Source organism: Janthinobacterium sp. BJB446, from assembly GCF_002735655.1.
GTDB lineage: Bacteria > Pseudomonadota > Gammaproteobacteria > Burkholderiales > Burkholderiaceae_D > Janthinobacterium > Janthinobacterium lividum.
The window spans coordinates 261993-275201 of the sequence record NZ_PDZK01000004.1 but is presented as its reverse complement, the minus strand read 5'-3'; the positions used below and the strand labels follow the sequence as shown (position 1 = coordinate 275201).

The 13209-nt window shown below is 61.5% G+C and carries 13 protein-coding genes; 6 read left to right on the top strand and 7 right to left on the bottom strand.

What is annotated here, in order from left to right; translation table 11 throughout:
• Positions 1–46 precede the first annotated feature (46 nt).
• From atpA to CSQ92_RS23315, 4 genes are all read left to right on the top strand, one after another.
• A complete protein-coding gene (gene atpA, locus CSQ92_RS23330; protein WP_034752701.1) occupies positions 47–1588 on the top strand; it encodes a F0F1 ATP synthase subunit alpha in 1542 nt (513 codons plus the stop codon).
• Between the two features lie 62 nt (positions 1589–1650).
• The gene (gene atpG, locus CSQ92_RS23325) at positions 1651–2526 is read left to right on the top strand and encodes a F0F1 ATP synthase subunit gamma (protein WP_034783836.1); all 876 of its coding nucleotides are present in this window, start codon (positions 1651–1653) and stop codon (positions 2524–2526) included.
• A 29-nt stretch (positions 2527–2555) separates the two neighbouring features.
• Positions 2556–3956, top strand: a complete 1401-nt coding sequence (atpD, locus tag CSQ92_RS23320; RefSeq protein ID WP_034752705.1) for a F0F1 ATP synthase subunit beta — start codon at positions 2556–2558, stop codon at positions 3954–3956.
• 62 nt (positions 3957–4018) lie between these two features.
• Positions 4019–4438 carry a F0F1 ATP synthase subunit epsilon gene (locus tag CSQ92_RS23315; protein WP_034752707.1) on the top strand — a complete coding sequence of 140 codons (420 nt, stop codon included), beginning with the start codon at positions 4019–4021 and terminating at the stop codon, positions 4436–4438.
• Positions 4439–4495: 57 nt separating this feature from the next.
• Here CSQ92_RS23315 and rsgA read toward each other — a convergent pair whose 3' ends face one another.
• The 7 genes from rsgA to CSQ92_RS23285 form a co-directional block, all read right to left on the bottom strand.
• Positions 4496–5560 (bottom strand): ribosome small subunit-dependent GTPase A, encoded by a 1065-nt coding sequence (rsgA, locus tag CSQ92_RS23310; RefSeq protein ID WP_099395522.1) that lies wholly within the window; start codon positions 5558–5560, stop codon positions 4496–4498.
• 346 nt (positions 5561–5906) lie between these two features.
• The gene (locus CSQ92_RS23305) at positions 5907–6461 is read right to left on the bottom strand and encodes a hypothetical protein (protein WP_070257823.1); all 555 of its coding nucleotides are present in this window, start codon (positions 6459–6461) and stop codon (positions 5907–5909) included.
• A 64-nt stretch (positions 6462–6525) separates the two neighbouring features.
• Positions 6526–6897 carry an adenosylmethionine decarboxylase gene (gene speD, locus CSQ92_RS23300; protein WP_092609593.1) on the bottom strand — a complete coding sequence of 124 codons (372 nt, stop codon included), beginning with the start codon at positions 6895–6897 and terminating at the stop codon, positions 6526–6528.
• Between the two features lie 2 nt (positions 6898–6899).
• Positions 6900–7070: a hypothetical protein gene (locus CSQ92_RS29125; protein WP_157814714.1), complete on the bottom strand. Its 171-nt coding sequence runs from the start codon at positions 7068–7070 to the stop codon at positions 6900–6902.
• The gene (locus CSQ92_RS23295) at positions 7067–8530 is read right to left on the bottom strand and encodes a DUF4178 domain-containing protein (RefSeq protein WP_099395521.1); all 1464 of its coding nucleotides are present in this window, start codon (positions 8528–8530) and stop codon (positions 7067–7069) included. The genes CSQ92_RS29125 and CSQ92_RS23295 overlap by 4 nt, the downstream gene beginning before the upstream one ends.
• A gap of 10 nt (positions 8531–8540) precedes the next feature.
• A complete protein-coding gene (locus CSQ92_RS23290) occupies positions 8541–9587 on the bottom strand; it encodes an SPFH domain-containing protein (RefSeq protein ID WP_092609587.1) in 1047 nt (348 codons plus the stop codon).
• 27 nt (positions 9588–9614) lie between these two features.
• Complete coding sequence (locus CSQ92_RS23285; protein ID WP_034783828.1) at positions 9615–10001, bottom strand: DUF350 domain-containing protein; 387 nt, start codon at positions 9999–10001, stop codon at positions 9615–9617.
• A gap of 59 nt (positions 10002–10060) precedes the next feature.
• On the opposite strand from CSQ92_RS23285, the gene CSQ92_RS23280 reads away from it, so the two are divergent.
• Together CSQ92_RS23280 and CSQ92_RS23275 are read left to right on the top strand one after the other, a co-directional pair.
• Entirely contained in the window at positions 10061–11572 is a 1512-nt protein-coding gene (locus tag CSQ92_RS23280) for a polyamine aminopropyltransferase (RefSeq protein WP_099395520.1), read from the top strand.
• Positions 11572–13203 (top strand): NAD(P)/FAD-dependent oxidoreductase, encoded by a 1632-nt coding sequence (locus CSQ92_RS23275; RefSeq protein ID WP_099395519.1) that lies wholly within the window; start codon positions 11572–11574, stop codon positions 13201–13203. Before CSQ92_RS23280 ends, CSQ92_RS23275 begins: the two co-directional genes overlap by 1 nt.
• The last annotated feature ends 6 nt before the right edge of the window (positions 13204–13209 follow it).

The following is a 13209-nucleotide window of genomic DNA, read 5'->3' as shown; positions in this document are numbered from 1 at the left end:
CCCTTACCCCTCGCGCAAGCTGAGAGAAACACTTTTAGGAGTTAGTATGCAACTCAACCCATCTGAAATCAGCGAGTTGATCAAGAGCCGGATCCAAGGTCTTGACGGCGGCGCTGAAGTGCGTAATCAAGGCACGGTTATTTCCGTCGCCGACGGTATCTGCCGCATCCACGGTTTGTCGGACGTGATGCAAGGCGAGATGCTGGAATTCCCAGGCAATACGTTTGGCCTGGCAATGAATCTGGAACGCGACTCCGTCGGCTCCGTGATTCTGGGTGCCTACGAGCACATCTCCGAAGGCGACACGGTGAAATGCACCGGCCGCATTCTGGAAGTGCCAGTCGGTCCTGAGCTGCTCGGCCGCGTTGTCAACGCGCTGGGTCAGCCAATCGACGGCAAAGGCGCCATCGAGACGAAACTGACGGCCGCGATTGAAAAAATCGCTCCAGGCGTGATCGCCCGTGAGTCCGTTTCGCAACCAATGCAAACCGGCCTGAAGTCGATCGATGCGATGGTTCCAGTTGGCCGCGGCCAGCGCGAACTGATCATCGGCGACCGTCAAACCGGCAAGTCGGCTGTGGCGATTGATGCGATCATCAATCAAAAAGGCCAGGGCATGAAATGTATCTACGTCGCGATTGGCCAAAAAGCCTCGTCGATCAAGAACATCGTGCGCTCGCTGGAACAGCACGGCGCGATGGAATACACCATCGTTGTCGCCGCTTCCGCTTCGGAATCGGCCGCCATGCAATACATCTCGCCGTACTCCGGTTGCGCCATGGGCGAATACTTCCGTGACCGCGGTGAAGATGCACTGATCGTCTACGATGATCTGTCCAAACAAGCTGTTGCATACCGTCAAATCTCGCTGCTGCTGCGCCGTCCACCAGGTCGCGAAGCGTACCCAGGCGACGTGTTCTACCTGCACAGCCGCCTGCTGGAACGCGCAGCACGCGTGAACGCCGACTACGTCGAGAAGTTCACCGACGGCGCCGTCAAAGGCAAGACCGGTTCCCTGACGGCATTGCCGATCATTGAAACGCAAGCTGGCGACGTGTCCGCATTCGTTCCAACCAACGTGATTTCGATTACCGACGGTCAGATCTTCCTGGAAACCTCGCTGTTCAACGCCGGTATCCGTCCTGCCATTAACGCCGGTATTTCCGTATCGCGCGTCGGTGGCGCCGCCCAGACCAAGGTCATCAAAAACCTGTCCGGCGGTATCCGTACCGACTTGGCGCAGTACCGTGAACTGGCTGCGTTTGCGCAGTTCGCTTCGGACCTGGATGAATCTACCCGCAAGCAGCTGGACCGCGGCGCGCGCGTAACGGAATTGCTCAAGCAAGCCCAATACTCGCCACTGTCGATCTCGCTGATGGCCGTATCGCTGTTCTCGGTGAACAAAGGCTTCATGGACGACGTGCCAGTCAAGCAAGTGCTGTCGTTCGAAGCTGGTGTCCACGCTTACATGAAGACCAAGCAAGCTGCTCTGCTGGCCAAGATCGAAGAAACCAAGCAACTCGACAAAGACAGCGAAGCAACTCTGTCGGCGGCCATTGCTGATTTCAAGAAATCCGGCGCATATTAAGCGGCCAGGCGGCGCCCACTTCGAGTGAGGCGCCGCCCTACGCGCAGAAGGAGTAAGGACTCATGGCATCAAGCAAAGAGATACGAGGCAAGATCAAGAGCGTAGAGAATACGAAGAAGATCACCAAGGCGATGGAAATGGTCGCCGCGTCCAAAATGCGCAAGGCGCAAGACCGGATGCGGGCCGCTCGTCCCTACAGTGACAAGATTCGGAATATCGCCGCCAATCTGGCGACCGCCAATCCGGAATACACGCACCCGTTCCTGGCAGCTGCCCAGGGTACGCAAGCGAAGGCAGTGGGTTTCATCGTTGTCACGACCGACAAGGGTCTGTGCGGCGGCATGAACACCAACATCCTGCGCCAGGTGACGTCGAAGTCGCGCGAGCTGGAAGCAGCTGGCAACCGGGTTGAAGCAGTTGCCATCGGTAACAAGGGTTTGGGTTTTTTGAATCGCATCGGCGTCAAGATCATTGCGCACGCCATTCAAACCGGTGATACGCCCCACCTGGACAAACTGATCGGACCTGTCAAGGTCATGCTCGAAGAGTTCCAGGCAGGCAAGATCGATGCAGTGTACCTGTGCTACACCAAATTCATCAACACGATGAAACAGGAACCAGTCGTGGAGCAATTGCTGCCCCTGACGGCCGACAAGATGGTCGCCGACAAGGGTGCCCACTCGTGGGATTACATCTACGAGCCGGACGCGCAAAGCGTGATCGACGAATTGCTGGAGCGCTATGTAGAAGCGCTGGTGTACCAGGCAGTCGCGGAGAATCTGGCGTCCGAGCAATCGGCACGGATGGTCGCGATGAAAGCTGCAAGCGACAACGCGGGTAGTGTGATCGGCGAATTGAAGCTGATCTACAACAAGACCCGCCAAGCTGCGATTACCAAAGAACTCTCCGAAATCGTCGCCGGTGCGGCTGCGGTTTAAACGAATTTAACTATATTGAAGGAACGAACATGGCTGATGGCAAAATCGTTCAGTGTATCGGCGCTGTGGTGGACGTTGAGTTTCCCCGCAACGCGATGCCTAAGGTATTTGATGCCTTGAAGATGGCAGGCTCGGAACTGACCCTGGAAGTACAACAGCAGTTGGGCGACGGCATTGTCCGTACCATTGCACTCGGTTCGTCCGATGGCCTGCGTCGCGGCATGATGATTCAAAATACCGGCAAACCTATCATGGTGCCAGTCGGTAAAGCAACCCTGGGTCGCATCATGGACGTGCTGGGCAACCCGATCGACGAATGCGGCCCTGTGTCGCACGAGCAGATCGCGTCGATCCACCGCACCGCTCCTGCATACGACGAACTGTCGCCATCGCAAGAACTGCTGGAAACCGGCATCAAGGTGATCGACCTGGTGTGCCCGTTTGCAAAAGGCGGTAAAGTTGGTCTGTTCGGCGGCGCTGGCGTAGGCAAGACCGTCAACATGATGGAACTGATTAACAACATCGCCAAAGCGCACAGCGGCGTGTCCGTATTCGCCGGCGTGGGTGAGCGTACCCGTGAAGGTAACGACTTCTACCACGAGATGGCTGACGCGAAAGTGGTCGATCTGGAAAACCCGGAGAACTCCAAAGTCGCGATGGTCTACGGCCAGATGAATGAACCGCCAGGTAACCGTCTGCGCGTCGCGCTGACCGGCCTGACGATCGCTGAATCGTTCCGTGATGAAGGCAAGGACGTTCTGTTCTTCGTCGACAACATCTACCGCTTCACGCTGGCTGGTACCGAAGTATCGGCACTGCTGGGCCGTATGCCGTCGGCTGTGGGTTACCAACCGACCCTGGCTGAAGAAATGGGCCGTCTGCAAGAGCGTATCACGTCGACCAAGACCGGTTCGATCACCTCGATCCAGGCCGTCTACGTTCCAGCCGATGATTACACCGATCCGTCGCCTGCTACCACGTTTGCTCACTTGGATTCGACCGTTGCGCTGTCGCGTGACATCGCTTCCCTGGGTATCTACCCAGCCGTGGACCCACTGGATTCGACCTCGCGTCAGCTGGATCCGTTGATCGTTGGTCAAGAGCACTATGACACCGCGCGTGCCGTGCAAACGACCCTGCAACGCTACAAGGAATTGCGCGACATTATCGCGATTCTGGGTATGGACGAGCTGGCACCGGAAGACAAACTGCTGGTCGCCCGCGCACGTAAGATGCAGCGTTTCCTGTCGCAGCCTTTCCACGTCGCTGAAGTCTTTACCGGCGCGCCTGGTAAATACGTTTCGCTCAAAGACACGATCAAGGGCTTCAAAATGATCGCTTCGGGCGAACTCGATCACCTGCCGGAACAAGCGTTCTACATGGTCGGCACGATCGAAGAAGCAATCGAAAAAGCCAAGAAACTTAACTAAGTTAAGTCTGGGCCTAACCCCGCCCCTTACACGGCGGGGTTCTTCAACCCGATAGGACACACATGGCACACACAATTCACGTTGACGTGGTTTCCGCTGAAGAACTGATTTTTTCAGGCGAAGCAGAATTCGTCGCGTTGCCGGGTGAACAGGGCGAGCTGGGTATCTACCCACGCCACACGCCTTTGATTACCCGCATCCGTCCGGGCGCGGTCCGCATCAAGGTAGTCGGCCAGGCTGAAGAAGAGTTCGTCTTCGTTGCCGGCGGCCTGCTGGAAGTGCAACCGGATACCGTGACCGTCCTGGCCGATACCGCGATCCGCGGTCACGACCTCGACGAAGCGAAAGCGCTGGAAGCGAAGAAGTTGGCGGAAGAAAATATCCACAACAAGGATTCGGGCATCGACTACGCGCAAGCGCAAGCCGAGCTGGCCAGCGCGATTGCGCAGCTGGCAGCGATCCAGAAGCTGCGCAAGATGTAATCCATCTGCGCCGCACAAGAAAGGCAGCCTGCGGGCTGCCTTTTTTTTCAGCAAAAATTAGCGGCGCTTGTCCTTTCCCCTTTCCAGCCCCGCCTTCAATATCGTCTTCCACTTGGCGCGCGCGGCAATGCGCTCGAGCGGCGTTTCCTCGCTGCGGCGCGCGTCGCGCAGCAGCTTGTGATAATTACGCAGGCGGTCCCCATCGACGGCGCCGCGCACGGCGCAACCGGGCTCGCTGGCATGCTGGCAATCGCGGAACTGGCATGTCGCTGCCAGCGCCGCGATATCGTCGAAGGTGGCGGCCAGCGTCTCCGCATCGGCGTCCGCGCGCCAGCTGCGCAAGCCCGGCGTGTCGATGATGCAGGCGCCGCTGGAGCACAGGTGCAGCGAGCGTGCTGTCGTCGTGTGCCGGCCACGGCCATCGCCATGGCGCACGCCGTTGATTGCCTGCTGCGCCGCAGCCAGGGTGTTGGTCAGGCTGGATTTGCCCGCGCCCGATGAACCGAGCAGTACCAGGGTCTGGCCGGCGTCCAGCCAGGGTTCCAGGATGGCCACGTCATACGCATGGCGCGTATCGATGGCGAACAGCGGCACGTGGGGCGGCAGGCGCAGTTTGAGCTGCGCCAGCTTGCCCGGCACGTCATCGGCCACGTCGGCCTTGCTCAGCACCACGACGGGGCTGACCTGGGCCGCCAGCACGATGGCCAGATAGCGTTCCAGCCGGCGCGGGTTGAAGTCTTCGTCCAGTCCCATCACCAGCAGGGCCGTATCGACATTGCTGGCGAGCACTTGTCGCCGGCCGTCATTGCCGCGCCGGCCGATCTGCGTGACTGGGGATAAGTGCGCCGTTATCCACAGCATGCCGTAACCATCGTGTTCGGCGACAACCCAGTCGCCAACGGCAAGGATGGTGTCCTGCGCCTGCAGCTCGTGCAGCAGGCGTGGCAGGACCTGCGCCCCGTGTTCCAGGATGCCGTCGTGCACACCGATGCTGTCGCGGTGCACGGCGCTCACGCGCAGCAGCTGCGCGGCGGGGGAAGAGATGTCGAGTTGGGTGGCTGCGCTGGCGATGGCCTGCTGCAGCCCGATAAGGCGTAGTTGCGCAAAATCGAATGTGATCATGGTAGCGTGATTCCAGATTCTGTCGTCCGCGTGCGGACGTGAAGCCTGCGCGTGCAGGCACCGCCAGTCGCCATGACTGGCACGAAGAAGGGGGAAGTCGGCTACGCGATCACGCGTATGGGGAAGGGCGAGCTAAGGGAGTTAGCGGGGAAAACAGTGATCAGGCAGCCGACAGCACGGCAGTATCCGAATGGCGCATGTTGTCTACTCCTGAGGTGTGATGGAAAACGCCAGTGTGCCAGCGGCGCGCGCCGCCGTCAATGGAAGGTGTGGCTCAGCTGCACATGCCGTAGGTCGGATTAGTCCGCAGGGCGTAATCCGACACATTGTTGGCGCGATTGTTGAATTAGCTGCACATGCCGTAAGCGCTGCGCTCGGGGAAATAGCGGTAAGTAAACGTGCGCACCGGGTAGCGTTTGCCGGCGACGAGCATGTCGGGCATGGACAGGTCGAAACGCTGCGGCAGCTGGCGCGGCAGTTGCAGGCGCAGCCGCCACTGGGTTTCCTTGCTGTTGCCGACGGCGGCAAACATGATGGGCAGCTTTTCGATGACGTCGACGATTTCCGCCTTCTGGTTCATGCCGCGCTGGTAGATGGTCAGTACTTTCGCCTCGGCGAACGGCTGCTGTTTCGGCTCTTCCAGCAGGAAGGACAGGCGCGTAAAACTGGCTTGCGTGCCGACGGGTAAAGTAAAAATCAGTGCCAGTTCCGTGCCGCCTTCCTTCAGCGTGACGGGCGGCGTGGCATACACGCTGATACCGCGCGGCAGCTCGAAGCGCGAACCCTCCGTCCACGTCTTGCACTCGGGCGTGGTGGCCTGGTACAGGCTGGGCGCCGTGTAGTCATCACAGGCGGAAACCAGCAGCAGCAGGGGCAGGGCAAGGAGGGCGGAACGGCGCATGGGAGTCACGGTTGGGGGAATGAGCCGACAGTGTAAGCGATCCCCACGCGATCCACCAGCGACGCTAGGCCTGCCCGGGCGGCGCGCGCCGCACGGATTGCAGCTGGCAGTGCGCCGCCTGCAAGGCATCCTTGATGGCATCGAGCGCCAGTTGCGGCCGTGCCGCGCCGCACATGAAGATATCGACGGCGGCAAAGCTGCATTCCGGCCAGGTGTGGATGGAGATGTGCGATTCAGCCAGCAGCACCACGCCGGTGACGCCCTGGCCGGCGCCAAAGCTGTGGAAATGGCTGTGCAGCACCTGCGCGCCAGCCGTGATGGCAGCGTCGCGCAGCAGGCGCTCGAGCGCGGCGCCGTCGCGCAGGCGTGCCGGCGCGATGCCCGACAAATCGGCCAGCAAGTGGGTGCCCAGGGGCAGATGCGGTGTGGCTGCCATGCTTATTTGTGGCTGCCGCCGCTGGAGCCGCCGCCATAGCTGCCGCCGCCGCTGCCCGTGCGCGAACTCCAGCTGCTGCCGCTGCTGCTGCCGGCCACCTTGAACATGCGCACCCAGTTGGCGGCCGTGACACTGAAGGTCACCATCAGGGCATAGATCACGTATTTACTCATGGGGGATTCTTTGCATTCTTGTCGAGAAAAGCGGCAGGCAGGAACAGCGCCAGGCAGCCCAGCAAACTCCACATCAAGGTGCTGGAGAACGAGACAAACATGGGAATCGCATTCAAGACCAGCACGATGATGATGAAGACCTTGGCGATGCCGCGATGGCTCAACTGGATATTCTGCACTTTGTCGCCGCCATGGAAGGCGCTGCCGAACCAGGCGGCCATCTGGTCATAGGCGACGGGCACGGAGCGCGACCAGGTCATTTCCTCGCCGGTGAGCTCCGCCGCCAGCTTGGTCTGCCCCTGCTCGAATTCAAACACGCGCGTGCTGTCGCCGACGGCCACCTTCCAGTTGAAGGCGCCCGCCGCATACACGACCTGCGAGCCGTAGTCATACAGTTTGCGGTAGGTGGCGCCATCGAGCGTGCAGGTATCGGCGTCCAGCGACGCCCAATTGGGCCAGTTCGGCAGCACGTTCGAGCGCGACCAGCCATCGTCCGTCTCCACCAGCCAGAAGAAGCCGGCGCGCGTGTTGTACAGCAGGTATTCGTTCCACTCGCTGCCTTCGTCGTCGGCGCGGCGCATCATGCCGATCACCGTGAAGTCCACATTGCTGATCTTTGCGCTGGCGCCCAGCTCCAGCGTGATGTCGGCGTTGTCGTGCACCTGCTTGCCGATGGCCAGCACCTGCGCTTCCGGGCCGCTGGCGTCGAGCTGCGCATGGCAGGCGGGACACACGAGCTGCGCCGCCGCGCCGGGTACATACCCGATGCCGCTGCCGCAGGACGGGCAGTCGAGCGCGTCGAGCTTGCCGCGGTACTTGCCGGCGCTCCTGGCGATGGCGTCGTCGTCGCGCAGCAGCTGGCACTGCAAGCCCTCCAGGGTGACGGCAACGCCCTGGTAGACGACGGGTTGCGGGCCATCCGTGTAGTCGAGCGTGACAAAGCTGGCGTAGTTGCGGAAGTCCGCCACCTGGATGCGCCAGCTGGCGCCCACCTTGAAGGGCAATTCTCCCTGGCCGGCGATGCATTCGGCGCTGCGGATCTCGGCCGCCGTGTACGGTTCGCCGCAGAGCGTGTAGCGCCTGCCCGGCGCCAGCTCGGCAAAGGCGGGCAGCGCGTCTTGCGTGCTGCGTACGCGCGTCAGCGTGTACAGGCCGGACGAGTCACCCAGCCACGCCGTGCTGGCGTCGTCGAACAGCAGATACCACTCGTTCCACGTGCCGGCGCTGTAGCGCTGCTGGATGCGGCCGACGACGGTGAAGTGCACGCCATCGTGCACGCCGGCCGTGCCGACCTGGATCGGCGAGTAATCCTCGAGGACGGCCGACATCTTGCCCACGTCCTTGACGGAATCGGCGTCCTTGAGGATGGTGCTGTGGCAGTACTCGCACACGGCGAGCACGGAAGCGTGCGAGCGGAAGTGGACTTCCGCGCCGCAGCTGGGACAGGAAACAGTTTGCATGCAGTCGCGCTTAGCCGATCAGTTTTTTCAGCAGTTCAGCCTTGGCGCCGTCGTAGTCGGCCGGCGAGATGAGTCCCTTGTCGAGCAAGCCCTTGAGTTTTTCCAGGCGCGCCTCGATCGGTTCTTCCGCAGGGGCCGGTGGCGCCGCAGGCGGCGCGGCCGGGGCAGGTGCCGGCTGCTGTAGCGCTCCACCCATGCTTTGCGCCATCACCTGGCCGATCGACAGCCCGGCGCCCAGTCCCGCGCCGATGCCGGCCATGCCGCCTTCGTTTTGCGCCGCCAGCGGGATCGCATTGGCCACCTGGAATTTCGTGTAGCCGCTCATCTTGTCGGCGCCCAGGCCGCCCTTCATGCCGGCCGAGATGCGCTCGTCCAGCGCCGCCTGCAATTCCTCGGGCAGGCTGATGCTGGCCACATTGAATTCATCGAGACCCACGCCATAGCGGGCGAATGCCTGCGCCAGGCCATCCTTGACCTCTTGCGCCATCAGCGCCTGGTTGGCCGCCATGTCGAGGAAGGGGACATTCGCGCCGCCCAGCGAGCTGGCCATGCTCGACATCAGAATGCCGCGCAATTGATCTTCCACTTCGTCGCGCGTATAGACTTCGCGCGTGCCGCTGATCTCGGTGAAGAAGGTGCGGGCGTCGGCGATGCGGTACGAGTACATGCCGAAGGCGCGCACGCGGATCATGTCGAAATCCTTGTCGCGGATGGTGATCGGCTGCGGCGTGCCCCATTTGCGGCCCGTCTGCACGCGCGTGCTGAAGTAATACACGTCCGACTTGAAGGGCGAATCGAACAGCTTGTCCCAGTTTTTCAGGTTGGTCAGCAACGGCAAGGTCTGCGTCGTCAGCTTGTGCGTGCCGGGACCGAAGACATCGGCGATCTTGCCTTCATTGACGAAGACGGCTACCTGCGATTCGCGCACATTCAGGATGGCGCCGTTCTGGATCTCGAAATCCTGCATGGGAAAACGCCAGGCCAGTACGCCTTCCGTTTCTTCGTTCCACTGCAGTACGTCGATAAACTGCTTCTTGATAAAGCTGCCGAGGCTCATGATGGTGTCCTTGAATGAGGTAAAACGTCAGGAAATGCAGGCGGCGTTGATGGCGCCGATCGACAGGGAAATGGCGGCCAGCAGGCCGCCGAAGGCGCTGTTGTTCGATTCGATCTGGTCTTTCGACATGCGCAGCAGGCGCGTGGTGACCACATAGGCGAGCAATTGCACCACCATGGCGCCAAAGGCCCAGGCGAAGAACTGCTGGTAGTCGGCCGTGTGCATCAGGGACGAGGCGATGGTGGCGGAAAAGCCCAGCATGGCGCCGCCCAGCGACAGGGCCGCCGCCTGGTTGCCCTGGCGGATCAGCAGCACTTCGTTATACGGCGTGACGCGCGTGTAGATGATAAAAAATACAATCAGCAGCCCGGCGGCCAGTAAAAGATGGATCAGATAGTTTAGGATGGCGGGCACGGCATTCCTCACAATGAGTATTTGATAACGTCAACGCATATTAGAACAAAAAAAGTCCAATGAACAAAAAGATTCTGATTTTGTCCGTCTTCGTGGTCGCCTCCTGCGGCCTCGCGTATGAGCTGATTGCCGGCGCCATGTCCAGCTACCTGCTCGGCGACTCCATCCTGCAGTTTTCCACCATCATTGGCTGCTACCTGTTCGCGATGGGTGTGGGCGCTCACTTTTCCAAGTATGTAAAGGACGATGACGTGCTTTCGCGCTTCGTCGACATCGAACTGGCCGTGGGCTTGATCGGTGGCCTGTCGGCGGCCATCCTGTTCATGACCTTTTCGTGGATGGCCGCGCCATTTCGCACCTTATTGTATGTGATGGTGTTCCTGATCGGCGCACTGGTCGGCATGGAAGTGCCGCTGGTGATGCGCGCCCTGAACACGCGCCAGACGGAATTTTCTGAACTGGTCAGCCGCGTGCTGACATTCGATTACCTGGGCGCGCTGGCCGTGTCCCTGCTGTTCCCGCTGGTGCTGTCGCCGTACCTGGGCCTGGTGCGCACGGGCTTCCTGTTCGGCATGCTCAATGTGGGCGTGGGCCTGTGGAGCATTTATGTATTCCGCGCCGAGCTGAAAAATCTCACAGGACGTTTGCTGCGCGCCTGTGTCGTGATGCTGTTGCTGATCGCCGGCTTTGCCATGTCGGACCGCATGGTGGCCTGGGGCGAACACGGCCTGTTCGGCGACCAGATCGTGTATTCCACCACCACGCCCTACCAGCGCCTGGTGATCACGCGCTGGAAGGACGACACGCGGCTGTACATCAATGGCAACCTGCAGTTTTCCTCGCGCGACGAGTACCGCTACCACGAGGCGCTGGTGCACCCCGTGCTGGAAGCGTTGCCGTGGGCGCGCCGCGTGCTGGTGCTGGGTGGCGGCGATGGCCTGGCCCTGCGCGAAATCCTGCGTTATCCACAGATCGAACACGTCACCGTCGTCGACCTCGACCCTGCCATGACGGCCGCGTTTACCACGCGCCCGGAACTGGCAAAGCTGAATAACAAGTCGTTCTCGGACAAGCGGGTTACCGTCGTCAATGCCGATGCCGCCGTCTGGCTGCGCAACAACGGCGACATGTTCGACGCGGCCATCGTCGATTTCCCCGACCCGTCCAGCTTCGCGCTTGGTAAACTGTATTCGGTGCCGTTCTACGACCTGGTGAAAAAGCACCTGGCGGCCAAGGGCCTGATGGTGGTGCAATCGACGTCGCCCTTCTTTGCGCCGCACGCTTACTGGACCATCAATTCGACCCTGCGCGAAGTGGGCATGCGCACCTGGCCCTATCACGCCTACGTGCCCTCGTTCGGCGAATGGGGTTTTATCCTGGCCTCGCCCCAGCTCGACTACAAACCGCCCACCAGCTATCGTCTGCCGATGCGCTACCTGAATGCGGACACCACGCGCGAGATGTTCATCTTCCCGCCCGACATGCAGCCGCTGCCCATGGCGCCGAATCGCTTGAATACCCAGTCGCTCGTGCATGAATTCGAGCAGGACTGGAACCGGGTGATCCGCTGATGCAGCGCCGCTCCTTCATGCTGTGGGCTGCCGGTGGCACGGCAGCGGCAGCCGCTGGCATCGGCAGCATCGCCGCGTATCTGCGCTGGCAGGAAATCACGCCCAAGGTGCTGTATCCGGGCCGCAGCGAGGGGCATTACTTGCGCAAGCTGCTGCGCGAGCGCACGGCGCTGCCGGCGCCCTCGGCAACCGTCACCACGGATGTCGCCATCCTCGGCTCCGGCATCGCCGGCCTGACGGCGGCCTGGCGCTTGAATAAACTGGGGCACAAGGATTTCCTCATGATCGATGGGCCGCAGCCGTATGGCAACGCGGCCGGCGGGCAGTTCGGCGACCTGGCCTATCCGACCGGCGGCCATTACCTGCCGCTGCCTTCGCCCGAATCGACCCATGTGCGCGAGATCCTGTTCGATTTGGGGATCATCCAGCGCGATCCGCAGGCGGAAAAGCCGACTTACGACGAGCGCTATATCCTGCACGCGCCGGAAGAGCGCCTGTTGTTCAACGGTCACTGGCAGGATGGCTTCATTCCCACCGAAGGCGTTTCCGCCGAAGAACTGGCGCAGCACGAGCGCTTCTTTGCCGACGTGCGGCGCCTGCGCCAGGCGCATGGCAACGATGGCAAGCGCGTCTTCGTTTTTCCTACCGTGGAGTCGTCGCAAGACCCGGCCTGGCAGGCGCTCGACACCATCACCTTGAAGCAGTGGATGGAGCGCGAAGGCTATACCTCGCCCACCCTGCACTGGTATTTGAATTACTGCTGCCGCGACGACTACGGCACGCGCTACGACCAGGTCTCGGCCTGGGCGGGCCTGCATTACTACTGTAGCCGCTGGGGACAGGCGGCCAATGCCGGCAATGGCGCGTGGTTGACCTGGCCGGGCGGCATGCAACCGGTCGCCACGGCCATGGAGCAGGCCTCAGGTGTCAAGCGTCATGCGGGCACGGTGGTTTCCGTGCGGACGACGGAGCAGGGCGTGGAGGCGCTGTGCCTGGAGCTGGTCGACGGCCAGCCGCGCACTTACCTGGTCAAGGCGCGCAAGGCCATCTGCGCCATGCCTTTGTTCGTGGCCGCGCGCGTGGTGAACAACATCGCCGAGTATGGCTTTGACGCGCAGCGCGATACGCCCGCGTATGCGCCGTGGCTGGTGGCGAATTTTTTACTTAAACGCTTTCCCGACGAACTGCCGCATGCGCCGCTATGCTGGGACAACGTGGTGTACCAGGAGCCGGGCCTCGGCTATGTCGTCTCCACGCACCAGGATATCCGCGTGCGTCCGCCCGAGAAAACCGTCTTCAGCGCCTACGTAGCCCTGTCCGACCGCACGCCGCAGGAAGCGCGCAAGTGGTTAGATGTGGCCACGCCGGAGGAACTGCTGGCGCTGGCCAGCGTCGATTTGAAGACGGCGTATGGACGCGATTTTGCCCGCTGCGTCGAACGGGTCGACATCACCGTGCGCGGCCACGCCATGGCCGCACCGTTGCCGGGATTTCGCAGCAATGCGGGGTTGAAGGCGCTGCGCGAACACGACGGCGCCATCCTGTTCGCGCATGCCGATCTGTCGGGCTTTTCCGTGTTCGAGGAAGCGGCGTGGTGGGGTGACAGGGCGGCGCGCCTGGCTTCCACATGAGGATAT

Excerpts from the sequence above, each read along its gene's own strand:
- atpA (WP_034752701.1), top strand. The coding sequence starts at position 47 with ATGCAACTCAACCCATCTGAAATCAGCGAGTTGATCAAGAGCCGGATC.
- atpG (WP_034783836.1), top strand. The coding sequence starts at position 1,651 with ATGGCATCAAGCAAAGAGATACGAGGCAAGATCAAGAGCGTAGAGAAT.
- atpD (WP_034752705.1), top strand. The coding sequence starts at position 2,556 with ATGGCTGATGGCAAAATCGTTCAGTGTATCGGCGCTGTGGTGGACGTT.
- CSQ92_RS23315 (WP_034752707.1), top strand. The coding sequence starts at position 4,019 with ATGGCACACACAATTCACGTTGACGTGGTTTCCGCTGAAGAACTGATT.
- rsgA (WP_099395522.1), bottom strand. The coding sequence starts at position 5,560 with ATGATCACATTCGATTTTGCGCAACTACGCCTTATCGGGCTGCAGCAG.
- CSQ92_RS23305 (WP_070257823.1), bottom strand. The coding sequence starts at position 6,461 with ATGCGCCGTTCCGCCCTCCTTGCCCTGCCCCTGCTGCTGCTGGTTTCC.
- speD (WP_092609593.1), bottom strand. The coding sequence starts at position 6,897 with ATGGCAGCCACACCGCATCTGCCCCTGGGCACCCACTTGCTGGCCGAT.
- CSQ92_RS29125 (WP_157814714.1), bottom strand. The coding sequence starts at position 7,070 with ATGAGTAAATACGTGATCTATGCCCTGATGGTGACCTTCAGTGTCACG.
- CSQ92_RS23295 (WP_099395521.1), bottom strand. The coding sequence starts at position 8,530 with ATGCAAACTGTTTCCTGTCCCAGCTGCGGCGCGGAAGTCCACTTCCGC.
- CSQ92_RS23290 (WP_092609587.1), bottom strand. The coding sequence starts at position 9,587 with ATGAGCCTCGGCAGCTTTATCAAGAAGCAGTTTATCGACGTACTGCAG.
- CSQ92_RS23280 (WP_099395520.1), top strand. The coding sequence starts at position 10,061 with ATGAACAAAAAGATTCTGATTTTGTCCGTCTTCGTGGTCGCCTCCTGC.
- CSQ92_RS23275 (WP_099395519.1), top strand. The coding sequence starts at position 11,572 with ATGCAGCGCCGCTCCTTCATGCTGTGGGCTGCCGGTGGCACGGCAGCG.